Origin of the sequence: Streptomyces himastatinicus ATCC 53653, from assembly GCF_000158915.1 — a bacterium.
Taxonomy (GTDB): domain Bacteria; phylum Actinomycetota; class Actinomycetes; order Streptomycetales; family Streptomycetaceae; genus Streptomyces; species Streptomyces himastatinicus.
Genome location: NZ_GG657754.1, coordinates 3,399,260 through 3,426,227, shown reverse-complemented (window position 1 = coordinate 3,426,227; position 26,968 = coordinate 3,399,260). Strand labels below are relative to the sequence as shown.

Here is a 26,968-nt window from a genome sequence, read left to right as displayed (position 1 = left end):
GAGTAAAACTCTAGACACTCCTTACCGAAGAAAAAAGGGGGCCGCGCGCACTCCGCGCCCCCGCGCCCGGTACGGCCCAGCCCTACGGCTCGTAGAATCGAGCCCACCATGGTTTATCTCGACCACGCCGCCACCACCCCGATGCTTCCGGAGGCGGTGCAGGCGATGACCGCCCAGCTCGCCGTCACCGGCAACGCCTCCTCGCTGCACGCCGCCGGCCGGCGCGCCCGCCGTACCGTCGAGGAGTCCCGCGAATCCCTCGCCGAATCGCTGGGTGCGCGCCCCAGTGAGGTCGTCTTCACCTCGGGCGGGACCGAGGCCGACAACCTCGCCGTCAAGGGGCTCTACTGGTCCCGCCGCGACGCCGACCCGGCCCGCACCCGGGTGCTCGCCAGCCCCGTCGAGCACCACGCCGTGCTCGACGCGGTCGACTCGGCTCGCCTGAGCACGAGGGCGCGCGGGTCGAATGGCTGCCGGTCGACGCGTACGGGCGCGTCCACCCCGACGCGCTGCGCGAGGCGATCGCCCGCGACCCCGCGGAGCGACCTCGCGACCGTCATGTGGGCCAACAACGAGATCGGGAGAACCAGCCGGTGCGCGAACTCGCCGACGTGGCTGCGGAGTTCGCCATTCCGCTGCATGCCGACGCGGTCCAGGCGGTCGGCCAGCTCGATGTGGACTTCACCGCCTCGGGCCTGTCCGCCATGACCGTCAGCGGCCACAAGATAGGGGGCCCGTACGGCATCGGCGCGCTGCTGCTGGGCCGCGAGTACGCCCCCGTGCCCGTCCTGCACGGCGGTGGCCAGGAGCGTCAGGTGCGCTCCGGGACCCTCGACGCCCCCGCCATAGCGTCCTTCGCCGTGGCCGGTGCGCACGCCACCGCGCACCGCGAGGAGTTCGCGCGCGAGATCGGCGCCCTGCGCGACACGCTCATCACCGCCGTCCGCACCGCCGTCCCCGACGCGGTCCTCGGCGGCGACCCCGATCCGGCCGGGCGCCTCCCGGCCAACGCCCACTTCTCCTTCCCCGGCTGCGAGGGCGACTCGCTGCTCCTGCTGCTGGACGCGCACGGCATCGAGTGCTCGACGGGCTCGGCCTGCACCGCCGGGGTCGCCCAGCCCAGCCATGTCGTGCTGGCCACCGGCACCGACGTGGACCTGGCGCGCGGCACCCTGCGCTTCTCGCTCGGCCATACGTCGACCAAGGCCGATATCGAGGCGGTGGCGGAGGCGATCGGCCCGGCCGTGGAACGGGCACGCAGCGCGGGACTCAGCTAGCCAAGGGCACCCAGCTGACCGAATAGTAACCGAAGAATTCCCGCTGTTCTCCCGGCCATTTCAAATAACCCACGGAACATCAAGCTCCGCTTGAAATCGCGAAGAGCGGTCGGCAAAGATCTACCCCGTCAACGGGCCCGGCATGCACGGAAAAGTGCACGGGCCTCTTAAACGGGGAAAACGGGAGAATCGATGTCGCAGCGTTCGGGCCGACTGGCCATGGCGGCCCTGGTGGCGGGCGGTCTCGTGCTGCTTTCCGCATGTGGGGACAGCGACGACGGGGGGAAGGGCGGCGATTCGTCCTCCCAGGGCGCCCAGGCGAAGACGCTGGGCAAGGTCAGCATGCCGAATGTCACCAAGGACACTGATTCCATGGGTATGTGGGTGACCGGCAATAATTTCGTGAAGGGTGATATCGACAAGATCGTCGGTTATTCCCCGGACGGTGCCAAAACCGACTGGACGATAGAACTCGACGGGGGAATCTGCTGGGCCTCGCCGCATACCACCGAGGACGGCCGCACCGCGGTGCTGTTCAAGGACGGCAAGAGCGATGACGCCGAATGCACCCAGGTCGGTCTGGTCGACCTGAACAAGGGCAAGCTGGTCTGGCAGAAGGAGGGGACGGACACCGAGGGCAACGACGGCGTCGACTTCGACGAGGTCACGATCAGCGGGAACACCATCGCCGCCGGAGGCACCAGCGGCGGCGGCGCCTGGTCGCTCGACGGCAAGCCGCTGTGGAAGCCGGAGTACATCGCGGACTGCGACGACGACGGCTACGCGGGCGGCGACGGCAAGCTCGTCGCGCTGCGCGGATGCAGCAGCGTGGAGTCCAGCACCGACAAGCTGGAGATCCAGACCGTGGATCCGACCACGCGGAAGGTGCTGTCGTCCTACAAGCTCGACGGGGAGTTCGAGCGCGCCCACGTGCTGTCCACCAAACCCCTCGTCGTGGCCGCCGACACCGGCGACTCCGACGGCGGTTCGAGCGTCACGGACATCCTGACCATCGACGACAGCGCCAAGCAGGGCAAGCTGGTCAACTCGATCGACGTCCTGGCCAAGGGCTTCCAGCCGGACTGCCCCGCGGTCAACGTGGAGGGCTGCAAGGACCTGGCCCTCGACAAGAAGAGCAGCACGGTCTACCTCTCCTCCGAGGTGGACGTGGACGACGGCGGCCCCGGCGAGAAGATCACCGGCGTGAACTTCGAGACCGGCAAGCAGACCGGCAAGACGAAGATGGCCGAGAGCAGGTCGCTGACCCCCATCAGCACCGAGAAGGACGGCTCGCTGATCGCCTACCAGGGCAGCATGTACAGCGAGGCCGGTGGGGTCGTGCGCATCGATCCCAAGACCTTCGAGATCACGCAGATCCAGAAGAACCCCGACGCCATGAAGGACGTGGAGTCGGACCTGGAGACCTACGGCGACGCCCGGATGGTCTTCGCCGACAAGAAGCTCTACCTCGGCAGCGACACGGCCACGCGGCCCACCAGCGACAGCAAGGACCGTCCGCTCGCAGTCGTCTTCGGCACCGCGTAAGCGGCCGCGCTCACCCCGCGATCCGTGCTCATTTCGCGATCCGCACCGCCCGCACCAGCTCCAGATAGCGGTCCCAGTCCCAGTGGCGGCCGGGGTCGGTGTGGTCGGTGCCCGGCACCTCCGAGTGGGCCACGATGTGCTCGCGGTCCCTCGCCATCCCGTAGCGCTCGCAGATCGCGGCGGTGAGCCGGGCCGAGGACCGGTACATGGCGTCCGTGAAGTCCTGGGGCCGGGTGACGAACCCCTCGTGCTCGATGCCGACGCTGCGCTCGTTGTACGAGCGGTTGCCCGCGTGGAACGCCACGTCCAGCTCGCGGACCGTCTGCGCTATATGCCCGTCGCGGCGCACCACATAGTGCGCCGCGGCGCGGTGTCCGGGGTCCCGGAAGACCTTCAGCGCGTCCTGGTAGGACCCCTGCACGACATGGATCACCACCCGGTCCACCGCGTAGTCGTACGGCCGGTCGGCGCGCCGGTAGTTGGCCCCCGAAGCCGCCACCCAGTCCGCGCCGGGGTGGTCGACCGCGCCCTCCTCGCGCGGCTGCTCCACCCCCGGCACGCGCCACCACATCCGCCGCAGCTCGTCCCGCGCGGCGTATCCGGCGATTCCGGCCGCGCCAAGACCGGCCGCGGTACCGCCCAGCAGCAGAGTGCGCCGGCTCACAGGGCGGCGCACGCCGCCGTTGGTTTCGCTCACGCAGGCTCAACGCGCGGACCCGTGCGTGCGGTTCCGCCGCAGCGGATCATGGCGCGAACCGTATGCCGACGGGTAGCTGAATATTGAACTAACGGCGAGGATGCCCGGCACCACGAGGTCGACGTACACCACGAGGAGCCGCCGTATGCGCATCGGGTTCACTCTTCCCCAGTTCGGTGAGCTGGCCCACCATCCGCAGCACGCCGCACGGTTCGCACGCGGGGCCGAAGCGCTCGGCGCGGACAGCCTGTGGGTCGGCGACCGGCTGCTCGCCCCCGTCGACCCGAAGGTCGGCTACGCCGGTACGGATGTGATCCCACCGGAATTCCGGTCCGCCCTGGACCCGTTCGCCCTGCTGGCCACCGCCGCCGCGGCCACCGAACGCGTCCAGCTCGGCACCAACGTCATCAACGCGCCCTGGTACGCCCCCGCGCTGCTCGCCCGCTCCTTCACCAGCATCGACCTGCTGAGCGCGGGGCGGCTGCTGGTCGGCCTCGGCACCGGCTGGTCGCCCGAGGAGTACGAGACGACGGGCATCCCCATGGCCGAGCGCGGCCGCCGCCTCGACGAGTGCCTGGACGTCCTCACCGCCTGGTGGACCCGGAACCCGGTCGAGTACCACGGCGCCCACTGGACCGTGCCCGCCAGCCACATCGACCTCAAACCCGCGGCCCGCCCCCACCCGCCGGTCTACCTGGGCGCCTTCGCCCCCGCCGCCCTCACCCGGGTCGCCCGGCGCGCCGACGGCTGGCTGCCCATCGCGCCCGTCGGCCGGAAGTACGCCGGGACCGACTCCATCGCCGCCCTCGCCCAGAACCTGGCCGGGCTGCGGGAGACCGTCGAACGGGAGGGGCGGGATCCGGCCCGCTTCGACGCGATCCTCCGGGTCAACCCCGACGCGGACGCCTCGGTCGAGGACATCGCGGCCACGGTCGTACGGGCGGAGCGTGAGGCGGGCGTCGGGCACTGCTTCGTGGAGCTGTCCTATCTCGCCAAGGATGTCGATCAGGCCCTTGACCTGGCGCAACGCGTGCTGGATCGGGCCCGCGCGAGCTGAGCGCCTAACCCGTTATTCGTTCCCCGCCGAGCGAATTATGCTGGCTGGGTTATGACTGACTTCCCCGGTGCGCCCACAGGTCCCCGCGACGGCCGTCGCCTGCGCGTTCTCGCCGCCATGTCCGGCGGCGTGGACTCGGCGGTCGCCGCCGCGCGGGCGGCCGAGGCGGGCCACGATGTGACCGGCGTCCACCTCGCGCTCTCCGCCAACCCGCAGTCCTTCCGCACCGGCGCGCGCGGCTGCTGCACGATCGAGGACTCGCGCGACGCCCGCCGGGCCGCCGATGTGATCGGCATCCCGTTCTACGTGTGGGACCTGGCCGAGCGGTTCCGCGAGGACGTGGTCGAGGACTTCATCGCCGAGTACGAGGCGGGCCGCACCCCCAACCCCTGCCTGCGCTGCAACGAGAAGATCAAGTTCGCCGCGCTGCTGGACAAGGCGCTCGCGCTCGGCTTCGACGCCGTGTGCACCGGCCACTACGCCACGGTCGTCCGCGACGACAACGGCGTTCTGGAGCTGCACCGCGCCAGCGACATGGCCAAGGACCAGTCGTACGTGCTCGGCGTCCTGGACGAGCGCCAGCTCGCCCACGCCATGTTCCCTCTCGGTGACACGCTGACCACCAAGGACGAGATCCGCGCCGAGGCCGAGCGGCGGGGCCTCGCCGTCGCCAAGAAGCCCGACAGCCATGACATCTGCTTCATCGCGGACGGCGACACCCAGGGCTTCCTCTCCCGCCATCTCGGCACCGCCGAGGGCGACATCGTGGACGAGGGCGGCCAGAAGCTCGGCACCCACGAGGGCGCGTACGGCTTCACCATCGGCCAGCGCAAGGGGCTGCGCATCGGCCACCCGGCGGCCGACGGCAAGCCGCGGTACGTGCTGGACATCTCCCCGGTGAACAACACGGTCACCGTCGGCCCCGTCGAGGCCCTGGACGTCTCGGCGCTCACCGCCATCAAGCCCCGCTGGTGCGGCGCCGCCCCCACAGGCCCCGGCACCTACACCGCCCAACTGCGCGCCCACGGCGGCGAGACCGAGGTGACGGCCGAACCGGTCGGCGGCGCCGACGGCGGTGAGCTGCGGGTTTCCTTCGCCGAGCCGGTCCGCGGAGTGGCCCCCGGCCAGGCGATCGTCCTGTACGACGGCACCCGCGTCGTGGGCTCGGCGACCATCGCGGCGACGGAGCGCTCCCGCCCGGCCGTACAGCAGGCGTAACGCCGGAGCCGTGTCCGTTCCGCACTGTTTTGGCGCCCAGAATTCCCCTAAAGTATGACGTTGGACGTCCAGGGGGGATGCTGTGGGGTCTCGACGGCGCACCGCGCACACGATGCTCTTCCTCGCACTGACCGCTGTCATGATCGGCGGCTGTGCGCGTTCGGAGCCGGACAGACCGGGGCCGCCCTCCCCGGCCGCGTCGTCCGCCGCGCCCGGGAGCGCTTTGGCGTCGTCGAACGCCGGGGAGACGGGGGAGTCCGAGGAGGGCGTCCCCGAGTCCGGTGCAACGGAGGCCGGTGCTTCGAGCGATACCGGCGAGGGGGACCCCGGAGTGCCGCCGGTGGCACCGCCGCCGTCCGACACCGGCAAGGACGACCCGTACGACCCCAGCGCCCAGCCCACCGTGGAGGAGCCCACCGGGCCCGCGTGCGAAACGGGTCCGGACTGCAACGGGGGTCAGCCTCCCATCGAGGAATCCGCCGGCGCCGGGAACCCGAGCGGTTCGGACAGCGGTTATCCCGGTCCGACGTCCTTGCCACCGGCCTCATAGCCCGTCGTGACGCGCACCGGGTCACCGGAACCCCGGAGTACCGGGTCCCTTGAATGGGCCAACACGGTCGTCGCCACGGGGTCGGTTTTCACGGCCCTCATGTTCTACGCGGGCGCGATGTACAACAGCGCCTACTATTCCTATTTCCGTCTGCGGTCCCTCTCTCTCGGGCTGAGCTTCACCGACATCGCCCTCAAGAGCCTGCAACTCATCACCATGCCGGTGCTCATATCCATGGCCCTGGCGGTGATCCTGCCCGAAATGCCGAGGCTCCTGGTCTCATCAGGGGTGCCCGCGCGGGCCATCCGGCATCTGCGGCAGGCCGGGGGTCTGCTGGCCCGGCGGCATCCGCTGATCGTGCTCGCGGGAGTCTGCTTGATGGCCCTGTGGCCGTACGTCCAGCCCTACGGCTGGACCGCGCCCCTCGTCGTGGCGTGCGGTCTGCTGCTCGGGCACACCGCGACCGCCCCCTCCTGGCGCCGCGGGCTCGGCGCCGCCGTCGCGGGGCTGATGCTCGTCTGGGCGGTCGGCATGGCCGCGAGCCAGCAGGGCAGACGGGCGGCCGAGGACGCCGAGGAGCAACTGGTCCGCCGCACGGCGGTCGTGGTGCTCAGCACGGACCGCCTCAGCATGTCCGGGCCGCCGGGCCCGCTGGTCGAGGACCTGGGCAAGGGGCGCCACTACCGGTATCGCTACAGTCGGCTGCGGCTGCTCGTCGAACGGGACCAGCGCTACTACCTGCTGCCCCTGGGCTGGCGCCACCGCACCGACCCCACCTACGTCATTGCCGACGACGACAGTGTGCGCGTCGAGCTCTTCCCGGGTACACGGTCATCCCGCTGAGGAGTGGGGAGCACTCACGGTGCATGATGGGGAACGCGTTCCGCCATGAGCTACGACTCGCCGCCGATCCCGGCTGACGCCGCTGCGGATACGTCCGCCTTTAGCGCAAAGAAACACCAAAAACAGCATGAAACGGTGTATTCCGGATTGGCCAGTCTGTGTTGCTTTGTATTTACATACAATTTGGCGTCGCAGGTGGCATAGATCACGGGAGTTCGGGGAGGCGCACATCCGGACACGGGTGCCGTCGTCCGCTGTCTCAGCACCGGAGGTTTCGTTATTTCTGCGCGATCGGTCCAGAAATTCGGAGACAATCCATTCGAGGTCAGGGACACCGATCACTACACCGAGGAGTACGTACCAAGCTTCGTTGAAAAATGGGACTCACTGATCGACTGGGAAAAGCGAGCAGAGAGTGAGGGCACGTTCTTCATCGACCTCCTTCGGGAGCGTGGCGTAAAAAAGGTCCTCGATGTGGCCACGGGGACCGGCTTTCATTCCGTGCGGCTCCTGGAAGCCGGGTTCGAGACCGCGAGCGTCGATGGAAGCGCCGAGATGCTCGCCCAGGCGTTCGACAACGGGCTCAAGCACGGCGAGCACATCCTCCGCGTCGTCCAGGCCGACTGGCGCTGGCTCAACCGCGACGTTCACGGCCCGTACGACGCCATCGTCTGCCTCGGCAATTCCTTCACGCACCTCTTCTCGGAGCGTGACCGCCGCAAGGCCCTCGCCGAGTTCTACGCGATGCTCAAGCATGACGGCGTCCTGATCCTCGACCACCGCAACTACGACGCCATGCTCGATCAGGGCTACTCCAGCAAGCACGTGTTCTACTACTGCGGGGAGGACGTCGCAGTCGAGCCGGAGCACGTCGACGAGGGGCTGTGCCGTATGCGCTACAGCTTCCCCGACGAATCCGTCTACCACCTCAACATGTTTCCGCTGCGCAAGGACTACACGCGCCGGCTCATGGAAGAGGTCGGCTTCCAGCGGATCGAGACCTACGGCGACTTCCAGCACACCTACCGGGAGGAGCAGCCCGACTTCTTCATCCACGTCGCGGAGAAGGCGTACATCGCGACCGACGAGACTGCCGCGGAATACTCCCCGGCCGTCGGTACCGCCCGCGACTACTACAACTCCACGGACGCCGACGAGTTCTACTGGCGCGTCTGGGGCGGCGAAGACATCCACATCGGCGTGTACGACCGGCCCGACGAGCCGATCGCCGAGGCCAGCAGGCGCACCGTCGCCCGCATGGCAGGCCGCCTCGACCTCACGCCGGACTCCCGTGTCCTGGACCTCGGAGCGGGCTTCGGCGGCTCCGCGCGCTATCTCGCCGAGACGTACGGCTGCCACGTCACCGCCCTCAACCTCAGCGAGGTCGAGAACGAGCGGCACCGTGCGATCAACGCAGAGCGCGGGCTCGGCGACACCATCGAGGTGCTGGACGGCTCCTTCGAGTCCATCCCGCTGCCGGACAACAGCGTCGACGTCATCTGGTCCCAGGATGCGTTCCTGCACAGCGGCAACCGCCGCCGCCCGCTGGAGGAGGCCGCCCGCGTCCTGCGCCCCGGCGGTCAGATCATCTTCACCGACCCCATGGCGGCGGACGGCTGCCCGACCGACACCCTGCGGCCCATCCTGGACCGCATCCACCTCGACACCATGGGCTCCCCGGACTTCTACCGCCACGAACTGGCCCGCCTCGGCTTCACCGAGGTCGGCGGCGGCTTCGAGGAGCTGCGCGAACACCTGGTCACGCACTACGGCCGGGTCCTGGAGGAGACCCGCCGTCAGGAGGACCAGGGCCTGTCGGAACACATCAGCGCCGACTACCTCGCCCACATGAAGAAAGGTCTCACCAACTGGGTCGAGGGCGGTAAGAGCAACCATGTGACGTGGGGAATCTTCCACTTCACCCGGTAGCCCGATCCCTCCGGTAACCCGGTAACGGCCGGTGGCGGGCACGCGCCCGTCACCGGCCGCCTGTAGGTCGGTGCCAGTTGTCAGAGTGATTGCACGCTGACGATAACAATGCGTTCTCCACGCACATCGGTCAGAAAGCTCAGCATGACGTGCGCTCCGTCGGTGGCATTCCCGTACTCGACCCGCAGCCCTGGTGACAGGCCCTGGTAGGCGGCCCCTTCCAGGTACACCATGGAGTTGACCACGGCCAGCTCGGCCGCTATTCGCTCAACCTCTGCTCGGACGGGGGCAGGCAGGCTCTCGCCGAGATCGTGGGAAATGTATTCCCACGTCCAGTCGCTCACCCGGTCTCCAGCGCTTCGACTTCGCGCTCCGCGGCCCGCACGATGCTCCCGATCTCGTGGATCGCCGCTTGCCGTTCATCCGCGCTGTCGCTGACGTGCAGAAGCTGCTCCGCAGCATGCATGCGAGCTGCCCGCTCCGGGATTCTCTCGATGGCGACGAAGGTGGCCCAACGGCGGTAGAACAGGCGGATAGGCGCAGTGTTGCCGTCTTGACCGGCGCGGTCGAATGCCTGCTGCATCTCGGCGATCAGCTCCGACAGCTTGCCGGGCGCCAGGCTGGCGACCGCAGCGCGCAGAGCGGGGAGCGTGAGCGCCGGCATCGGCATGATCGGCCCGTCGTGATTCACAGGTTGGCTGCTCATGCGGAAGGCATCCCCTCGCTCGTCGGACCGCTCCAGCCTACCGGTGCCCTGCTGTCCCAGCAGGTGGCGTCGCACGGGGGCATCGTGATCCTTCCGAGGCGGCAGAGCGCGGGGCACCGCCGTTGTATGTGTCATGCGGTCGTACCTCTTTCAGGCTGAAGCCTTGGTTCAGGGTCAAGCGGCGAGCGGCGCCGGGGCGGGCGCCGAGTCTCGGCAGTCGCGGCAGCGGCCGGGGCGGGGCGCGCGGAAGGGACGGTCGCAGCCGTCGCAGTCCTGGAAGGGGTGCGGACGGGCCGGCGTCGGGATGGTGGCGGCAGGCTCCGGCGGCCGCAGGGCGGCCAGGCGGTAGGCGAGCAGCCGCGCCGGACGGCGGTCGATGCGGTCGGGGAGCCCGGAGGTCAGCGCCTCGGCGATCTCGTACGGACCGACCCCACGGTCGAGCCATTCCGCGACGGCCGGAGCCAGCGCGGCGGTCTCCCGCTCGGACAGCACGAGCCGCCGGTCGCGGTGGCGCAGGGAGCCGAGGACGGCGGCGGCGCGGGGATCGGGCGCGGCACCCGCTTTCGGCCCCGGTTCCGGCTCCGGCCCGGCGACGTCTTGGACGGCGGGCGCCTCGGCCGGGCACGGCACATCGCGCTCCGTAGCGCCCGGCGCGTCGTACACGAACGTACGGGTGACGATCCGCCCGCCCGGCCCCCGCTCGACCCGCCGCTCCAGCCAGCCCTCCGTCTCCAGCTCGTTGAGCGCGGCGGAGATCCGGGCCCTGCCTTCCTTGAAGTGGGCGCAGAGCGCGTCGATGCGGATGGAGGCGCCGTCGGGCAGCGACAGGATGTACGCGGCGACGCCGACGGTCACCGCACTGCCCGCCCGCTGGGCGAGCCGGTTGGAGAGCACGGTGAAGTTGGCGGTGTGCCGGGTGCGGACGTGAATGACGCCGGACGCGGGAGCGTCGGCGCGAGCGCGCAGGGGCGCACTAGACTGCGAGTCAGCCATCGGGAAGGGTTCGTCTTCCTAGTTGGTCAGGCCCTCGTTTCGGGATGGCAGTCCCGGCGGGGGCCGACGTCTGTGTGCGGTTGTTGCGGCGAGACTAACCCGACCTTTGGCATATGCGCGCCCAAGTCACCCGATGGGGTGATGAGTTGGGTGGGGTGGGTGGGAGTTCTTTTCCGGGGTTCTTAGGTAGGGCGCGGCCCCACCGGCGGTCGGCTCCCCGGCACCTGGCTCCACCCCACCGGCTGTCGGTCACCCGGCAACCGGTGGAGCGCGCGGTTCGGCTGCGCTATGCGATCGGCTGTCGGGCCGCGAAGCCGACGAAGGATGCCCAGGCGGGGGCGGTGACGGTGAGGGCCGGTATCGCGGTGTCCTTGGAGTCGCGGACGTGTACGGCGTCGGGGCACGCGGCGATCTCGACACATGCCTCGCCTTCGGCACCGCTGTAGCTGGACTTGTGCCATTCGACGGCGACTTCGACGCATGCCTCCCCAGAGCCGCCGCTGTAGCTGCTCTTGAACCAGGTCAGTTCGCTTCTCATTGGTCTCCCGCCAACAGTCGCTTGATGAAGGCCACCGATGCTTCGGGGTCCAAGGCTTGCGACTGGATCGTGCCATAGGCGTGGCTGAGCGCGCTGACGTCATCGGGGTCCGGCAGGAAGTAGCTACCGCGTTGGCCTTCGACATAGGCGATCGTGCAGTGGTTCGGCGTCTCCAGCAGCACGAAGGGGCCATCGACACCCGCATTGGTCTCTCGCGAGTTGGGCATGACCTGAAGCTGAAGGTTGTGGAGCGCAGCGCACTCCAGCACGTGCTGCAACTGCGCTTGCCACACCTCGTTGCCGCCCAGCGGCTTCCGTAGGACGGCTTCCTCCAGCACGAAGTGCAACCTGGGCGCAGGCTTGCGGCTCAGCAGTTGTTGCGTCGCCAGTCGCCTTTGGACGGCCTGCTCCACTTCCTCGTCGTCCAGACTGGGGCGCAGGGACCGGAACACCGCCCGTGCGAAACCCTCGGTCTGGAGCAACCCAGGGAACACATGGGTCGAGTAGAAGTGCAGTGCTAGGGCGTGGGCCTGCAAGTCCATGTACTCATGGGCCCATTCGAACGGCCCGTCCTGCCACAGCAGCTTGGCCGCCTCCATCAACAGCCCCTGCGCTGCCAGCGCCTCATCCACCGCCACCACATACGGCGGCTTCGGCACCCGCTCGCCGCGCTCCACCTTGGCGATCATCGATTCGGTGTAAGGGACCCGCTTCTCCAGGTCCTTCATCGTCCATCCGAGCCGTTCCCGCATCATGCGGGACTGCGCACCGAACACCCTCGCGGCCGGTGACGGCTTCTTCTTCCGCTGGGTCAAAGCGAACCCTCCCCATCGCACAGATCGCACCGTCGCGGCGATGTCACGCACCGTCACGTCGATTCTGTGACCAGGCTAGACGCGACCTGTGACAGTAGGCACATGTCACGCGAAGTCACCCCAACGACCGGTCTCCGCTTGCTACCCTGGACGACTCCCGACGGCCGCCCCTGTTATCTGTCCACCGATGGCGACGGCCCCGTGGCCGCCCTGGCGGACGAGGTCGAGGACATGCAGCTCTCCACCGGAGACGAACTGCTGACCCACGCCCGCGCGATGCTCGCCGACCCCAAAGTCCCGCTCGGCGAGTTCCGCTTCCTCTCCGCCCGCCTCGCCGAGGCGCTGCACGACGCGATCCGTGTGGCGCGGAGCCACGAAGGTGTCCGATCCGGCTCGTAGAGTGATCGCCATGAACATCTGCGTCTTCTGCTCCGCCGCCGACCTCGACGACCGCTACACCGCCCCCGCCCGGGAGTTCGCCGAGCTGATCGGCAAGGGCGGGCACACCCTGGTGTGGGGTGGGTCGGACGTCGGGCTGATGAAGGTCATGGCCGACGGGGTGCAGGAGCACGGCGGGCGGCTGGTCGGGGTCTCGGTGGAGTTCCTGGCGGAACGGGCCCGGGGGAGCGCCGACGAGATGGTGGTCACCAAGGATCTCGCCGAGCGCAAGGCGCAGCTCCTCGCCCGGGCCGACGCGGTCGTGATCATGGTGGGCGGGACCGGGACGCTGGACGAGGCGACAGAGATCCTGGAGCTGAAGAAGCACGGACTGCACATCAAGCCGGTCGTGCTGCTGAACGCGGCGGGGTTCTACGACGGGCTGAAGCAGCAGTTCCAGCGGATGGAAGCGGAAGGCTTCCTGCCGCGCCCGCTCAGCGAGCTGGTGCACTTCGCGGAGAACGGCGTGGAGGCCATGACGTACCTCGAAGCCGTCTGACGCGGCTGTCGACGGCACGTGCATCGAGCTCGGCTGACGTTGTTCTGGCACATCCAGTAGCCGCGCCATAGGCTGTCTCATGTGGGTTTTCCGCACCAGAGAGCGTAAGACGGCGATCTGGGCACCGCCTCACGAGGAGGATGCCGTGCTGCTCAGCTTCCGGGTGGCCAATCACCGGTCGATCCGCGACGAGCAAGAGCTGTCGCTGGTGGCGACCGAGTTCAACGACGGTACGGGCCGGGAGACGGGCGCCCGGTTCGAGGGCAAGCCTGTGTCCGTGCTGCCTGCGATCGGGATCTTCGGCTCCAACGCTTCGGGCAAGTCGAACGCGCTGGAGGCCCTGCGATTCATGAGAACGGCCGTACTCGCGTCCTTCGCCGACTGGGGCAAGGAGCCGGATGCCGTTCCTCGCGAGCCGTTCGCGCTCGACCCCGCGGCCCGCGAGGAAACCAGTCTCTTCGAAATCGAGCTGCTCCTGGGCCGCACCCAGACCCGCTATACCTACGGGTTCGAGGTGTCCGACCAGCGAGTAGAAGCGGAATGGCTCCACGCCTATCCCTCCGGGCGTCGCCAGATTTGGTTCGACCGGGAGGCCGGGAGGTCGGAGGACGAGGGTGGCGAGTTCCATTTCCCCGGCAGCGGGCTCCGCGGCCGTAAGGATGAAGCCACGGCCCTCACCAGGCCCAACGCCCTCTTCCTCACGGTCGCGGCCACCCTCAACCATCCGCAGCTCTCCGCCCTTCACCGCTGGTTTGTCGACAACCTGTGGTCGGTTGACCCTGAGGACCGCACCCACTGGACCCGCAAACAGCTCGGCCGCTCCGACGTGGAGGGGAAGAGACTGAGGGAACGGCTGACGAGATTGCTCGCCGTGGCAGACCTCGGCATTACCGGGATGGACCACGACCCCGAGAGCGGTGAAGTCCGTCTGCTGCACCGGGCCCCTGGCGGGGGCAGCATTCCCTTGGACTTCTGGGGTCAGGAGTCCCGGGGCACCCATGCCTGGTTCGCTTTCCTCGGCCCGCTCTTGTACACCCTGGACCGTGGTGGCTCACTCCTGGTCGATGAACTGGACGCCAGCCTGCACCCGCTGCTCGCGGCGGAGGTGATCCGTCTCTTCCACGACGGGAAGGCCAATCCACTGGCCGCCCAGCTCATCTTCACCACCCATGACGCGACCCTGCTCGGCAACGCGACCGCCCAGCGTCCGCTCGACCGGGATCAGGTGTGGATCACGGTCAAGAGCCGGGGCGGGGAGACCGAGCTGTATCCACTGACCGCGGCGAAGGCCCGCAAGGAAGAGCCTCTTGAACGCCGTTACCTCCGGGGTCACTACGGGGGGATTCCCCAGCTCGTCACCGGAGAGATCGCGAACGAGCTGGCGAGAGTGGAAGAGGAGCTGAGGGCGACAGCGTGAGCAGGGGGCGGGGAGGACAACAGGACAACGGCGGGCGGCGTAAGCGGCGGCGTGAACCGGGAGAGTCTCCCCGGTCGCCTCGTGGGGCGGTCGGCGCGTACGGGAAACAGAGCTCAGCGGGTTGTCTACGTAGCGCACGAGGGCGAGAAGACCGAAAAGGACTACCTTCAACTGCTGGAACGCGCCTACCGCACCCGTGAGGGCAAGTCTTCCTTCAGGCTTGTCCTGATGGGAGCGGCCGGCGGTCTCCGGCCTATGGCGACCGTCGACAGAGTGTTGGAAGAGGCCGGGCCGCACGACGAGAAGTGGGTGCTCTTCGATCGGGACGCCGCAGACAACCGTGACGCCGAGATCCCGCGGGCTATGCGCAAGGCCGCCGAGAACGGCGTGCAGGTGGCCCTGTCCCACCCGTCCTTCGAGCTCTGGCTGCTGCTCCACTTCAAGCCGTGGACCAGCCCGGAGAGCGGACTCGACGGTGAGATCAAGAAGCAGCTCCGCCAGCACAAGGACGCCAAGGGCTTCAAGGAGTACGACCGCGCTTCCGGCGAACGGGGCAAGGGCCTCGACGGACAGCGGGCGGAGTCACTGCTGGGCCGAGGCCGGGTGTAGAGCGCCATACGCAACGCCCGGGAGTTGGTGAACGCCTGCCCGTACGGGCAGTGCAAGGCCAAGATCTCCGACGAGAACGGCCCCCTCGATGTGAAGAAGTCCCACTCCTACGAGGAATGGACGAACTCCAGCGGTCATGCTGGCGGGTGTGATCCCCTCAAGCGTGACCCGTCCTCCGACGTGTGGCGGCTGCTCGCCGCGTTGGAGATCGACGGCGAAGACGACTGATGACGTACCTGGAGGCGGCCTGATCCGCCCTCACTGACGCGCGCGGGCCTCGGCGGTGGCCTTCAGGTCACGTAGCCACTGTTCGAGACCCGCGCCGAGGGCCTCGGTCGCCATGGGGACGTTGGATTCGACCTGATCGCCGGTCCACGTCTCCTCGGTGTGGACGCGCACACCGCCCTCGACCTTGGTGAACGTCCACAGGTGGACGCCCTCGTCGATGCGCAGGCCGTCACCGATCGCGGGTCCCTTCCACAGGATGCAGGCACCGCGCCGGAGTTGGCGGACGGTCGAGGTGATGGTCAGGGTGGTTTCGGGCGTGGTGGGGGTGGCCTGCGCCGGGGTGGTCCACCGGAACTGCGAACCCTTCCGCAGGTAGCCGGGGTCGAGGCGCTTCATGGTGAGGACGGGCGCCTGCCAGGCGGGCCAGCGCTCCACGTCGGTCTGGAGCTTCCAGACGGTGCTCAGCGGTGCCTTGATCACGGTGTCGGTCTGATAGCGGATCTGCGCGGCGGGGTCGACGCCTTGTCCACGGCACGTGGACGAACCGGCGGGGGTGGCCTGGGCGGACGGGGCGGCCACTCCGAGGGTGGCGGCGGCGACGGCGAGCGGGATCGCGAACGCTAACCGGCGCATGCTCGGCATGGGGTCTCTTCCTTTGCGGTTATGTGCTCTCGTTGTCGTAAGAAGTTCTAACGTAGTGCGGATCGGGGTGTCAATAGCGTTCGTGATAGCCTCAAACTCAAGCTTGAGCTTGTAGTAGGCGGGGAAAGGCGGCAGAGCATGGCGGAACCGGGCGCAGGGACCCCGCGCGAGCGCTACCGCGCCCAGGTGCGCGCGGAGATCAAGGAACGCGCGTGGGAGCAGATCGCCACGGCGGGGGCGTCCGGGCTCTCCCTCAACGCGATCGCCAAGCACATGGGCATGAGCGGACCCGCGCTCTACCGGTACTTCGCCGGGCGGGACGAGCTGATCACCGCCCTCATCAGGGACGCCTACCGAAGCCTCGCCGACACCGTCCGGGCCGCCGCCGAGCCCGGCGCCGACGTGACCGCGGTGGCGCACGCCCTGCGCGCCTGGGCCCTGGCCGACCCCCAGCGGTACTTCCTCGTCTACGGCACGCCCGTCCCGGGCTACCACGCGCCCGACGACGTCACCACGATCGCGTCCGAGATCATGGCGACCCTGCTCGACGGCTTTGCCGCACTGCCGACGGACGCCCCCGCGACCCGGCTCGACGCCCACCTCGAAGAGCACCGCCAGTGGGCCGACCCCCATCCCGCCCCGCCCGCGGCCCTCCGCCGGGCCCTGGCCTTCTGGACCCGGATGCACGGCGTGCTGTCCCTGGAACTCGGGGGCCACTTCACGGGGATGGGTATCGACCCCGCCGAGCTGTTCGCGTCCGAACTGGACGACCTGCTCGCGTAATGACGCGATACGGCAAGCTGGGGGCATGGGAACGCATCTGATCACTGGGGCAGGTTCGGGCATCGGCACGGCGGTGGCCGAGCGGCTGGCCGAACGGGGCGACGAGCTGTGGCTGCTGGCGCGGGATGCCGGGCGGGCGAAGGAGCTGGCCGGGCAGTTCCCGGGGGCGCATACGGTCGTCGGTGACCTGGCGGACCCGGAGAAGCTGTCGTGGGCGCTGAGCCACCAGTCGCTGCCCGACCGGCTGGACTCGCTGCTGCACATCGCGGGCGTGGTCGACCTCGGCGAGATCGGCGAGCTGACCCCCAAGGCGTGGAACCGGCAGCTCGCCGCCAACCTCGTCGCCCCCGCCGAGCTGACCCGGCTGCTCCTGCCGCAGCTCCGGCTGGGCGAGGGCCACGTCATCTTCGTCAACTCCGGCGCGGGCCTGCGCGCCAACGCCCAGTGGGGCGCGTACGCGGCCAGCAAGCACGGGCTGAAGGCCCTGGCGGACGCGCTGCGCTGGGAGGAGAGCGGCAACGGCGTGCGGGTGACGACCGTCTACCCGGGCCGCACGGCGACGCCGATGCAGGTGAAGGTGCATCAGCAGGAGGGCAAGGAGTACGACGCGGAGCGCTGGATCGCTCCGGAGACCATCGCGACGACCGTCCTCACCGCCCTCGACCTGCCGCGCGACGCGGAGATCACCGACCTCCAGGTCCGCCCCCGCGGCTGACGCCCGTCGGTCGGTACGCCCGTCACCCCATAGGCTTTCGGGGTGAGCGAGAAGACCAACAAGCACAGCTGGGGCGCGGCGGCCGCGACCGGGGTCGGGTCGATGCCGGGGGACGACGCGCGGGAGGCCGCGAAGACCGTCACCGGGTCGCTGGAGGCGCTGCCGTATCTGCCGGAGCTGCCCGTACGGGGGCCCGGTGCGGACATGATCGGGCGGACCGCCGGGATGCTCGTCGAGGTGTACGCCCATGTGGAGCCGAGCGGCTGGCGGATCAGCGACCGGCCGGGGCGGGACACCCGGCGGGCGCGGTCCTGGCTCGGCGAGGACCTGGACGCGCTGGAGGAGTTCACCCAGGGCCACCGCGGGGCGCTCAAGGTGTCGGCCGTCGGGCCGTGGACGCTGGCCGGGAGCCTGGAGCTGCGGAACGGAGAGGTCGCGCTGAGCGACCCGGGTGCCTGCCGCGATCTGACGGCCTCGCTGGCCGAGGGGCTGCGCGCGCATCTGGCGGAGGTGCGCCGCCGGGTGCCCGGTGCCGAGGTGGTGCTCCAGCTGGATGAGCCGTCGCTGACGGCGGTGCTGACCGGAACCGTCCGTACCGCCAGCGGCTACCGCACCCACGCCGCGGTGGACCGGGGCGTGGTGGAGGGCGCGCTGCGGGATCTCGTGGCGGCGGCGCAGGCGCCGGTGGTGGTGCACTCGTGCGCGCCGAACGTGCCGTTCGGGCTGCTGCGGCGCTCGGGGGCGAGCGGGGTCTCGTTCGATTTCTCGCTGCTCACGGAGCGTGAGGAGGAGGCGATCGGGGAGGCCGTGGAGGGCGGGACGTCGCTGTTCATCGGCGCCGTCCCCGGCATCGACACCGCGTTGTCGGACCCTGCCGGTAGCGTCAGGGGTGTCAGGACGCTGTGGCGCAGGCTGGGGCTGTCACCGGGGACTCTCGCGGAGTCCGTGGTGATCACGCCGTCGTGCGGGCTCGCGGGTGCTTCACCCGCGTACGCGCGCGCCGCGCTGGCCCACTGTGTCCGGGCGGCGAGATCGCTCGCGGACAACCCTGAGTGACTGGGAGGACGACACGGTGGCCGGCGAACAGCAGTCGACAGTGCCCACGGAGGCACGGGATGAGCACGCCAAGCTCGCTGAGCAGGTCGAGGAGCACCGCTTCCGGTACTACGTGAAGGACGCCCCGATCGTCAGCGACGCGGAGTTCGACAGGCTCCTGCGCAGGCTGGAGGCGCTGGAGGAGGACCACCCCGAGCTGCGGACGCCCGATTCGCCCACGCAGAAGGTCGCGGGTGCGTACGAGACGGAGTTCACCGAGGTCGAGCACCGGGAGAGGATGCTCAGCCTGGACAACGCGTTCGACGACGACGAGCTGGGGACCTGGGCCGACCGCATCGCCAAGGAGCTGGGCACCGGCGCGTACCACTTCCTGTGCGAGCTGAAGGTGGACGGCCTCGCGGTCAACCTCACCTATGAGCACGGGCGGCTGACCCGCGCCGCGACCCGTGGCGACGGGCGCACCGGCGAGGACATCACGCCCAACGTGCGGACCATCGCCAAGATCCCGAACCGGCTGACGGGCGACCGTGTCCCGGCGCTGGTGGAGGTGCGCGGCGAGGTCTTCCTGCCCCGGAAGGCGTTCGAGGAGCTGAACGCGCGGCTGGTGGAGGCGGAGAAGCCGCCGTTCGCCAACCCGAGGAACGCGGCGGCGGGTTCGCTGCGTCAGAAGGACCCGAAGGTCACCGCGAGCCGTCCGCTGGACATGGTGGTCCACGGCATCGGGGCGCGCGAGGGCTTCGACATCGCCCGGCTGTCGCAGGCGTACGAGCTGCTGCACGAGTGGGGGCTGCCGACCGCGGCCCACTTCCGGGTGGTGGACACGATCGAGGGCGTGCGTGAGTACATCGCGCACTATGGCGACAGCGAGCACCGGCACTCGGTGGAGCACGAGATCGACGGCGCGGTCATCAAGCTGGACGAGATCCCGTTGCAGGGGCGGCTCGGCTCCACCTCGCGGGCGCCGCGCTGGGCGATCGCCTGGAAGTTCCCGCCCGAGGAGGTCAACACCAAGCTGGTCGACATCCGGGTGGGTGTGGGGCGCACGGGGCGGGTGACGCCTTATGCGGTGGTTGAACCGATCACAGTCGCGGGATCGGAGGTCGAATTCGCGACACTGCACAACCAGGACGTAGTCAAGGCCAAAGGTGTGCTGATCGGTGACACCGTCGTGCTGCGTAAAGCGGGCGATGTCATTCCGGAGATCCTGGGTCCGGTCGCCGATCTACGGGACGGCAGCGAGCGCGAATTCGTGATGCCCGCCGAGTGCCCGGAGTGCGGGACCCCGCTCCAGCCCGCCAAGGAGGGCGATGTCGATCTGCGGTGTCCCAACAGCCGGTCCTGCCCGGCGCAGCTGCGCGAGCGGATTTTCTATCTCGCGGGGCGGAAATCCCTGGACATCGAGAACCTCGGTTATGTCGCCGCGGCCGCCCTCACCCAGCCGCTGGAGCCCGCCGAGCCGCCGCTGAGGGACGAGGGCGATCTGTTCGATCTGAAGATCGAACAACTGTTGCCCATCCGGTCGTATGTGCTGGACCCGGACAGCGGGCTGCCCAAGCGCGATCCGGAGACGGGGGAGGAGAAGGTCGTCACCTTCTTCGCCACCCAGAAGGGCGAGGCGAAGAAGAACGCCCTGGCGATGCTGGCCAATATCGAGGCCGCCAAGCAGCGCCCGCTGGCCCGGATCATCACCGGCCTTTCGATCCGTCATGTCGGCCCGGTCGCGGCCGCCGCGCTGGCCCGCGAATTCCGTTCGCTGGACCGGATCGCCGAGGCCGACGAGGAGGAGCTGGCGGCCACCGAGGGCGTCGGCGGAATCATCGCCGCCTCGGTGAAGCAGTGGTTCGCCGTGGACTGGCACCGCGAGATCGTGGAGAAGTGGCGGCGCGCCGGCGTGCGCCTGGAGGAGGAAGCGGGCGCGGACGAGGGCCCGCTGCCGCTCAAGGGGCTGACCGTGGTGGTCACGGGCACGCTGGAATCACACACCCGGGACGGTGCCAAGGAGGCACTACAGAACCGTGGTGCGAAAGTCACCGGCTCTGTTTCGAAAAAGACTGATTTCGTAGTCGTCGGCGACAATCCCGGATCGAAGTACGACAAGGCCATGCAGTTGAAGGTCCCCGTGCTCGATGACGACGGTTTTGCCGTCCTCCTCGAACAGGGCCCCGACGCCGCACGCGAGGCCGCCGTAACACCTCCGGAGGAGTCCGCGGAGGGAGCGGACGAGAAGCCCGAGCAGTAGTCCCGGGAGTAGTCGAAGAGCGTGCGAGGAGCTTACGAGGAGTAGTCAAGTCACCCGTCCGGCGCAGTAGTCCGGCCATCTTCGGTGCGATGACCCCGCAAAGCTGGCCGGAATACGACTGGGAGCACTTCCCGGGCACAGCCAGCGGGCATCACCCTTACAGCGCATACCAGAAGGTTATGGATCGTCGGGCGGCATTCGGGCAACCGCTGCCGATCGCCGCCCACCATGCCCTTCTGCCGCCTACTGTTGAGGTGTGCGCCTGCCGTGGCGCTGGCACCGCCGGCTGTGAGAGGGACGGGTATGAAACCGACCGAAAGCGCCGCACCGGCGCCGCGGCTGCGCCGGCTTCTGCTGCCCGCGTTGCCCGCCGCCGCGGTCGCCATGGCCGCTTTCGCACTCGGCATCGGAGTATTCCGAGTGCTCGACGCGGGCCATGCGCTCTTTCCCGACGGCACCGTGGGCTGGTCGCTCGCGGTCCTCACCGGAATCATCGTCGGCCATCTGGTCGCCCTCGGCCGGGACCGCTGGTGGGGCGGCACCGGCTCGGGCGCCGCGTTAACCCTGGCCGCGCTGCTGCTCTACGGCTGGATGCCCGCCATGCTCGTCAGCCTCGCCGTGGTGGTCCTGGTCGGCGCCGCCCGACGGCACCGCTGGCGGCAGGCGGCCCTGCACGGCGCGGTCGACATCCTCGGCGTCGGCGCGGCCGCCCTCACCCTCGCCGCCTTCGGCACCACCCCGTCCGTCGAGCAGCCCTGGCACACCGACACCTGGCACGCCTCCGCCATCCCGCAGACGATCCTCGCCGCCTTCGTCTACCTCACGATCACCCGCGCCCTGCTGTGGTATTCCCTCGCCCCGCCCGGCGCAGGACTGCCCACCGTCGCCCGCACCGCCCTCTTCCGGCAGGCCCTCGTCGGCATCGCGCTGCTCGGCATCGCCCCGCTCATCGTCGTCGTCGCCGGGGACACCCCGCTGTTGCTCCCGCTGTTCGCGGTGCCGCTGGTCGCCCTCGACTCCACGCTGTGGATCGCCCGGGTGCGGGCCGAGGAGCAGCTGCGCGATCCGCTCACCGGGCTGCCCAACCGCCAGTGGCTGCTGGAGCGCACCTGGACCGCGCTGGACGAGGCCGAGCGGGCCGGGGCCCGCACCGCCCTCGTCCTGCTGGACCTCGACCGCTTCCGCTCGGTCAACGACACCCTCGGCCACCTGGCGGGCGACCGGCTGCTGCTCCAGATCGCCGAGCGGCTGCGGCTGGCGCTGCCCCGCGGGGCCGAGGTCGCGCGGCTCGGCGGCGACGAGTTCGCCGTACTGCTGCCCACCACCGACTCGCTCACCAGCGCCCAGCGCAGCGCCCGCGTCCTCGTCGGCGACCTCGGCAACCCGCTCGACCTGGACGGGCTGACCCTGGTGCTGGAGGCCAGCGCCGGGGTCGCCGTCTACCCCGACCACGCGCTCGACGCCGAGGGGCTGCTGCGCCGCGCGGACGTCGCCATGTACCAGGCGAAGCGGGACCGCAGCGGCGTCGAGCTGTACGAGGCGCGGCGCGACGGCAACACCCCCGACCGGCTCGGTCTGCTCGGCGATCTGCGCCGCGCCCTGGACGCGGGCGACGTCGAGCTGCACTACCAGCCCAAGGTCGGCTTCGACGGCCATGTCGCCGGGCTGGAGGCGCTGGTCCGCTGGGTGCACCCGGAGCGGGGGAAGGTGCCGCCGGACGAGTTCATCTCCATGGCCGAGAGCTCCGGGCTGATGCCCCGGCTCACCGAGTACGTGCTGGAGACCGCGCTCGGCCAGGTCGCGCGCTGGCGCGCCGACGGTCTCGAGGTGCCGGTCGCCGTCAACGTCTCGCCGCGCGATGTGCACACCCCCGGCTTCGCCGGAGCCGTCGCCGGGCGCCTCGCCCGGCACGGGGTCCCGGCCGGGGCGCTCCAGCTGGAGATAACCGAGCACGTGCTGCTGGAGGACCCGCAGCGGGCCGCCGACACCCTCGCCGGGCTCACCGGGCACGGGGTGAAGATGTCCCTGGACGACTTCGGCACCGGCTATTCCTCCCTGGTCCATCTGCGGCGGCTGCCGGTGAGCGAGCTGAAGATCGACCGCTCGTTCGTGGCCCGGCTCGCCGTGGACAACGAGGACGCGGAGATCGTGCGCTGCACGGTCGATCTCGCGCATTCGCTGGGGCTGCTCGTCGTGGCGGAGGGCGTCGAGGACGACGAGACGTGGGAGCGGCTGCGGGATCTGGGGTGTGACGCGGTGCAGGGGTGGCTTGTCGCCGCCGCGATGCCGCCGGATGAGACGACGGCGTGGTTGCGGGCCCGGGGGGAGAGTGGGTGGCGGCGCGACGAGCCGTCGCCCGCTGCCGCGGAGGAAGACGCCGATCAGCCCGTGACGTAGCGGGTGCGGGATCCGAGGGTGCCCCTTGCGGTTTCGGTGCCGGGTGCGGGCCGGTGGGTGGGTTGTGCCCACCCGTTCCGCCCCGCGGAACGATTGCCCACAACGTGTGAGAGCCAAAGCGTTTCGCGCGGGGTGTGGGGGGCGCCATAGGATTGGCCCCGGAAAACACATCACACTCACCCTGAGGATCGCTGCATGCCTGGCATCACGCGCGAGGAGGTTGCCCACCTCGCACGGCTGGCGCGTCTGGAGCTGAAGGCCGAAGAGCTGGATCACTTCGCCGGACAGCTGGACGACATCATCGGCGCGGTGGCCCGCGTCTCCGAGGTCGCCGACCAAGACGTACCGCCGACCTCCCATCCGCTGCCCCTGACCAACGTCATGCGGCCGGACGAGGTCCGTCCGTCGCTGACCCCGGACCAGGCGCTCTCCGGCGCCCCGGCCCAGGAGCAGCAGCGTTTCAAGGTGCCGCAGATCCTGGGGGAGGACTGACCCGCATGACCGATCTGATCAGGCTCACCGCCGCGGAGATCGCCGCCAAGGTCGCTTCCGGCGAGCTGACTGCCGTCGAGGTCACCGAAGCCCATCTGGCCCGTATCGAGGCCGTCGACGAGAAGGTGCACGCCTTCCTGCACGTCGACCGCGAGGGCGCGCTCGCGCAGGCCCGCGCCGTCGACGAGAAGCGGGCGCGCGGCGAGGAGCTGGGCCCGCTGGCCGGGGTTCCGCTCGCGCTCAAGGACATCTTCACCACCAAGGGGATCCCGACCACTGTCGGTTCCAAGATCCTCGAAGGGTGGATTCCGCCGTACGACGCGACCGTGACCCAGCGCCTTCGGGACGCGGACGTCATCGTCCTCGGCAAGACCAACATGGACGAGTTCGCCATGGGGTCCTCGACCGAGAACAGCGCGTACGGGCCCACCGGAAACCCGTGGGACCTCACTCGCATCCCCGGCGGCTCCGGAGGCGGCTCCTCCGCCTCCCTGGCGTCGTTCCAGGCCCCGCTGGCCATCGGGACCGACACCGGCGGCTCCATCCGCCAGCCCGCCGCCGTGACCGGCACGGTCGGGGTCAAGCCGACGTACGGGGCGGTCTCCCGGTACGGCATGGTCGCCTTCTCGTCCTCGCTCGACCAGGGCGGCCCCTGCGCCCGTACGGTGCTGGACGCGGCGCTGCTGCACGAGGTGATCGCCGGGCACGACCCGCTCGACTCGACCTCCATCGACGCCCCCGTTCCGGCGGTCGTCGAGGCCGCCCGCAACGGCAGCGTGCGCGGTATGCGCGTCGGCGTGGTCAAGGAGTTCGCGGGCGAGGGCTACCAGGCCGGCGTCATGCAGCGCTTCGAGGAGTCGGTGGAGCTGCTGCGCGAGCTGGGCGCCGAGATCGTGGAGATCTCCTGCCCGTCCTTCGACAAGGCGCTCGCCGCGTACTACCTGATCGCGCCGTCGGAGTGCTCGTCCAACCTGGCCCGCTTCGACGCCATGCGCTACGGCCTGCGGGCGGGCGACGACGGTTCGAAGTCCGCCGAGGAGGTCACCGCGCTCACCCGCGCCGAGGGCTTCGGCGCTGAGGTCAAGCGCCGGATCATGCTCGGCACGTACGCGCTCAGCTCCGGCTACTACGACGCGTACTACGGCTCGGCGCAGAAGGTCCGCACCCTCATCACCCGGGACTTCGAGAAGGCGTTCGAGCAGGTCGACGTGCTGGTCTCGCCGACCACCCCGACCACCGCCTTCCCGATCGGCGAGCGCGCCGACGACCCGATGGCGATGTACCTCGCCGACCTGTGCACGATTCCCGCGAACCTGGCGGGGAACGCGGCCATGTCACTGCCCTGCGGTCTGGCGCCGGAGGACGGTCTGCCGGTCGGATTGCAGATCATCGCTCCCGCCATGGCCGACGAACGGCTCTACCGGGTCGGTGCCGCGGTCGAGGCCGCGCTCACCGAACGCTGGGGCCACCCGCTGCTTGAGGAGGCACCGTCGCTATGAGTGCGATCAAGAAGGCCAAGGGCTTCAAGAAGTCCAAGCCCGGCACCTACCTGACCATCGCGACCTCGCTGTTCGGCGCGGTCAGCGTGATCAAGCAGGCCAAGAAGGCCCGCTTCGAGAACGACAAGCTCCAGCTGGCCGACGCGGTGGTCTCCGCCGCCGCCATCGTCACCGGCGTCGCCCTGCTCGTCCGCGAGCTGAAGCGCATGGACGACGACGACGTCCTCGCGGGTTGAGAGGTTAGTTTTCCGTGACCGTCACTGAACTGGTGTCGTACGAGGACGCCCTGGCCACCTACGAGCCCGTGATGGGGCTCGAGGTCCACGTCGAACTCGGCACCAAGACCAAGATGTTCTGCGGGTGTTCGACGTCGCTGGGCGCCGACGCCAACTCGCAGACCTGCCCCACCTGCCTCGGCCTGCCCGGCTCGCTGCCCGTCGTCAACGCGACCGGCGTCGAGTCCGCCATCAAGATCGGTCTCGCGCTGAACTGCGAGATCGCCGAATGGTGCCGCTTCGCCCGGAAGAACTACTTCTATCCGGACATGCCGAAGAACTTCCAGACCTCGCAGTACGACGAGCCGATCGCCTTCAACGGCTATCTGGACGTCCAGCTGGAGGACGGCGAGATCTTCCGCGTCGAGATCGAGCGCGCCCACATGGAGGAGGACACCGGCAAGTCCACCCACGTGGGCGGCGCGACGGGCCGTATCCACGGCGCCTCGCACTCCCTCCTGGACTACAACCGCGCCGGGATCCCGCTCATCGAGATCGTCACCAAGCCGATCGTCGGAGCCGGGGAGAAGGCCCCCGAGGTCGCCCGGGCGTACGTCGCCGAGCTGCGCGAACTGATCAAGGCGCTCGGGGTCTCCGAGGCGCGCATGGAGATGGGCCAGATGCGGTGCGACGTGAACCTGTCGCTGCGGCCGCACGGCGCCGACAAGTTCGGCACCCGCTCCGAGACGAAGAACGTCAACTCGCTGCGGTCCGTCGAGCGCGCCGCCCGCTTCGAGATCCAGCGCCATGCGGCGGTGCTGGGCGACGGCGGGACGATCATCCAGGAGACCCGTCACTTCCACGAGGAGGACGGCTCCACGACGTCCGGGCGGGTCAAGGAGGAGGCCGAGGACTACCGGTACTTCCCCGAGCCGGACCTCGTGCCCGTCGCGCCCTCGCGCGAGTGGGTCGAGGAGCTGCGCGGCACGCTTCCGGAACTGCCGAGGGTGCGGCGTACCCGGCTGCGGGAGGAGTGGGGCATCTCGCAGCACGAGATGCAGTCCGTGCTCAACGCGGGCGCGATTGATCTGATCACCGCGACGATCGACGCGGGTGCGGATGCGGGTGCTGCGCGCAAGTGGTGGATGGGCGAGCTGGCCCGCCGCGCGAATGAGGAGGGCGCCGAGCTGGCCGCCCTCCCCATCACGCCGGTCCAGGTCGCCCGGGTGTGCGCCCTGGTCGACGAGGGCTCCCTCAACGACAAGCTGGCCCGCCAGACGATTGAGGGCGTGCTGGCGGGTGAGGGCGACCCGGATCAGGTCGTGGCCGACCGTGGGCTGAAGGTCGTCTCGGATGAGGGTGCGCTGGGGGCGGCCGTGGATGAGGCGATCGCCGGTAACGCGGCCATCGCCGACAAGATCCGCGGCGGCAAGGTCGCGGCCGCGGGTGCCCTTGTCGGTGCCGTCATGAAGGCCACGCGTGGCCAGGCGGATGCGGCGCGCGTGCGCGAGCTGATCCTGGAGAAGCTGGGCGTCGAGGGCTGAGCGCTTTCCGCTGGATGCGGTTCGGCG

Annotated in this window: 26 protein-coding genes and 1 pseudogene; 20 read left to right on the top strand and 7 right to left on the bottom strand. The window is 69.6% G+C overall.

Going from position 1 to position 26,968, the window contains the following annotated elements; genetic code table 11:
- Positions 1-108 precede the first annotated feature (108 nt).
- A pseudogene (locus SSOG_RS13895) lies at positions 109-1,277 on the top strand (cysteine desulfurase family protein).
- 192 nt (positions 1,278-1,469) lie between these two features.
- Entirely contained in the window at positions 1,470-2,822 is a 1,353-nt protein-coding gene (locus tag SSOG_RS13890) for a PQQ-binding-like beta-propeller repeat protein (RefSeq protein ID WP_009714857.1), read from the top strand.
- Positions 2,823-2,850: 28 nt separating this feature from the next.
- Here the strand turns inward: SSOG_RS13890 and SSOG_RS13885 are convergent, their stop codons facing one another.
- Positions 2,851-3,519 (bottom strand): N-acetylmuramoyl-L-alanine amidase, encoded by a 669-nt coding sequence (locus SSOG_RS13885; RefSeq protein WP_009714856.1) that lies wholly within the window; start codon positions 3,517-3,519, stop codon positions 2,851-2,853.
- A 145-nt stretch (positions 3,520-3,664) separates the two neighbouring features.
- On the opposite strand from SSOG_RS13885, the gene SSOG_RS13880 reads away from it, so the two are divergent.
- From SSOG_RS13880 to SSOG_RS13865, 4 genes are all read left to right on the top strand, one after another.
- The gene (locus SSOG_RS13880) at positions 3,665-4,576 is read left to right on the top strand and encodes a TIGR03619 family F420-dependent LLM class oxidoreductase (protein WP_009714855.1); all 912 of its coding nucleotides are present in this window, start codon (positions 3,665-3,667) and stop codon (positions 4,574-4,576) included.
- 51 nt (positions 4,577-4,627) lie between these two features.
- Entirely contained in the window at positions 4,628-5,794 is a 1,167-nt protein-coding gene (gene mnmA / locus SSOG_RS13875; RefSeq protein ID WP_050799856.1) for a tRNA 2-thiouridine(34) synthase MnmA, read from the top strand.
- Positions 5,795-6,443: 649 nt separating this feature from the next.
- Positions 6,444-7,187 (top strand): hypothetical protein, encoded by a 744-nt coding sequence (locus tag SSOG_RS13870; RefSeq protein ID WP_106516395.1) that lies wholly within the window; start codon positions 6,444-6,446, stop codon positions 7,185-7,187.
- Positions 7,188-7,391: 204 nt separating this feature from the next.
- On the top strand, positions 7,392-9,116 hold the full coding sequence (locus SSOG_RS13865) for a glycine/sarcosine N-methyltransferase (protein ID WP_281048195.1): 1,725 nt from the start codon (positions 7,392-7,394) through the stop codon (positions 9,114-9,116).
- An 80-nt stretch (positions 9,117-9,196) separates the two neighbouring features.
- Here SSOG_RS13865 and SSOG_RS13860 read toward each other — a convergent pair whose 3' ends face one another.
- The 5 genes from SSOG_RS13860 to SSOG_RS13840 all read right to left on the bottom strand — a co-directional run bounded on the left by SSOG_RS13860 (position 9,197) and on the right by SSOG_RS13840 (position 12,225).
- On the bottom strand, positions 9,197-9,460 hold the full coding sequence (locus SSOG_RS13860; protein ID WP_009714850.1) for a hypothetical protein: 264 nt from the start codon (positions 9,458-9,460) through the stop codon (positions 9,197-9,199).
- Entirely contained in the window at positions 9,457-9,897 is a 441-nt protein-coding gene (locus tag SSOG_RS13855; RefSeq protein ID WP_009714849.1) for a hypothetical protein, read from the bottom strand. The genes SSOG_RS13860 and SSOG_RS13855 overlap by 4 nt, the downstream gene beginning before the upstream one ends.
- A gap of 99 nt (positions 9,898-9,996) precedes the next feature.
- Positions 9,997-10,815, bottom strand: a complete 819-nt coding sequence (locus SSOG_RS13850) for an aminotransferase-like domain-containing protein (protein WP_009714848.1) — start codon at positions 10,813-10,815, stop codon at positions 9,997-9,999.
- A 286-nt stretch (positions 10,816-11,101) separates the two neighbouring features.
- Positions 11,102-11,353: a DUF397 domain-containing protein gene (locus SSOG_RS13845; protein ID WP_009714847.1), complete on the bottom strand. Its 252-nt coding sequence runs from the start codon at positions 11,351-11,353 to the stop codon at positions 11,102-11,104.
- Complete coding sequence (locus SSOG_RS13840; RefSeq protein ID WP_009714846.1) at positions 11,350-12,225, bottom strand: helix-turn-helix domain-containing protein; 876 nt, start codon at positions 12,223-12,225, stop codon at positions 11,350-11,352. Before SSOG_RS13840 ends, SSOG_RS13845 begins: the two co-directional genes overlap by 4 nt.
- A gap of 45 nt (positions 12,226-12,270) precedes the next feature.
- Between SSOG_RS13840 and SSOG_RS13835 the strand changes: the two genes are divergently transcribed.
- The 5 genes from SSOG_RS13835 to SSOG_RS13815 all read left to right on the top strand — a co-directional run bounded on the left by SSOG_RS13835 (position 12,271) and on the right by SSOG_RS13815 (position 15,359).
- Complete coding sequence (locus tag SSOG_RS13835) at positions 12,271-12,567, top strand: hypothetical protein (RefSeq protein ID WP_039937514.1); 297 nt, start codon at positions 12,271-12,273, stop codon at positions 12,565-12,567.
- A gap of 10 nt (positions 12,568-12,577) precedes the next feature.
- Positions 12,578-13,105, top strand: coding sequence for an LOG family protein (locus SSOG_RS13830; protein WP_039941055.1), 528 nt, complete (start codon positions 12,578-12,580; stop codon positions 13,103-13,105).
- A gap of 145 nt (positions 13,106-13,250) precedes the next feature.
- Entirely contained in the window at positions 13,251-14,522 is a 1,272-nt protein-coding gene (locus SSOG_RS13825) for an AAA family ATPase (RefSeq protein ID WP_039937512.1), read from the top strand.
- Between the two features lie 51 nt (positions 14,523-14,573).
- On the top strand, positions 14,574-15,131 hold the full coding sequence (locus tag SSOG_RS48385) for an RloB family protein (RefSeq protein ID WP_009714842.1): 558 nt from the start codon (positions 14,574-14,576) through the stop codon (positions 15,129-15,131).
- Positions 15,132-15,158: 27 nt separating this feature from the next.
- Positions 15,159-15,359: a hypothetical protein gene (locus SSOG_RS13815; RefSeq protein ID WP_039937509.1), complete on the top strand. Its 201-nt coding sequence runs from the start codon at positions 15,159-15,161 to the stop codon at positions 15,357-15,359.
- A 30-nt stretch (positions 15,360-15,389) separates the two neighbouring features.
- Here SSOG_RS13815 and SSOG_RS13810 read toward each other — a convergent pair whose 3' ends face one another.
- Positions 15,390-16,001 carry an SRPBCC family protein gene (locus tag SSOG_RS13810; protein ID WP_009714841.1) on the bottom strand — a complete coding sequence of 204 codons (612 nt, stop codon included), beginning with the start codon at positions 15,999-16,001 and terminating at the stop codon, positions 15,390-15,392.
- A gap of 138 nt (positions 16,002-16,139) precedes the next feature.
- Here SSOG_RS13810 and SSOG_RS13805 point away from each other — a divergent pair, with 138 nt between their 5' ends.
- From SSOG_RS13805 to gatB, 9 genes are all read left to right on the top strand, one after another.
- Complete coding sequence (locus SSOG_RS13805) at positions 16,140-16,784, top strand: TetR/AcrR family transcriptional regulator (RefSeq protein ID WP_009714840.1); 645 nt, start codon at positions 16,140-16,142, stop codon at positions 16,782-16,784.
- Between the two features lie 25 nt (positions 16,785-16,809).
- Complete coding sequence (locus tag SSOG_RS13800; RefSeq protein ID WP_009714839.1) at positions 16,810-17,499, top strand: SDR family oxidoreductase; 690 nt, start codon at positions 16,810-16,812, stop codon at positions 17,497-17,499.
- Positions 17,500-17,601: 102 nt separating this feature from the next.
- On the top strand, positions 17,602-18,555 hold the full coding sequence (locus tag SSOG_RS13795; RefSeq protein ID WP_050800309.1) for a methionine synthase: 954 nt from the start codon (positions 17,602-17,604) through the stop codon (positions 18,553-18,555).
- Positions 18,556-18,571: 16 nt separating this feature from the next.
- A complete protein-coding gene (gene ligA, locus SSOG_RS13790; protein ID WP_009714837.1) occupies positions 18,572-20,794 on the top strand; it encodes an NAD-dependent DNA ligase LigA in 2,223 nt (740 codons plus the stop codon).
- Between the two features lie 303 nt (positions 20,795-21,097).
- Entirely contained in the window at positions 21,098-23,191 is a 2,094-nt protein-coding gene (locus tag SSOG_RS13785; protein ID WP_039937507.1) for a putative bifunctional diguanylate cyclase/phosphodiesterase, read from the top strand.
- 195 nt (positions 23,192-23,386) lie between these two features.
- Complete coding sequence (gene gatC, locus SSOG_RS13780; protein WP_009714835.1) at positions 23,387-23,683, top strand: Asp-tRNA(Asn)/Glu-tRNA(Gln) amidotransferase subunit GatC; 297 nt, start codon at positions 23,387-23,389, stop codon at positions 23,681-23,683.
- A 5-nt stretch (positions 23,684-23,688) separates the two neighbouring features.
- The gene (gene gatA / locus SSOG_RS13775) at positions 23,689-25,182 is read left to right on the top strand and encodes an Asp-tRNA(Asn)/Glu-tRNA(Gln) amidotransferase subunit GatA (RefSeq protein WP_009714834.1); all 1,494 of its coding nucleotides are present in this window, start codon (positions 23,689-23,691) and stop codon (positions 25,180-25,182) included.
- Entirely contained in the window at positions 25,179-25,418 is a 240-nt protein-coding gene (locus SSOG_RS13770) for a hypothetical protein (RefSeq protein WP_009714833.1), read from the top strand. The genes gatA and SSOG_RS13770 overlap by 4 nt, the downstream gene beginning before the upstream one ends.
- Positions 25,419-25,432: 14 nt before the next feature.
- A complete protein-coding gene (gene gatB / locus SSOG_RS13765; protein WP_009714832.1) occupies positions 25,433-26,941 on the top strand; it encodes an Asp-tRNA(Asn)/Glu-tRNA(Gln) amidotransferase subunit GatB in 1,509 nt (502 codons plus the stop codon).
- Positions 26,942-26,968 lie beyond the last annotated feature (27 nt).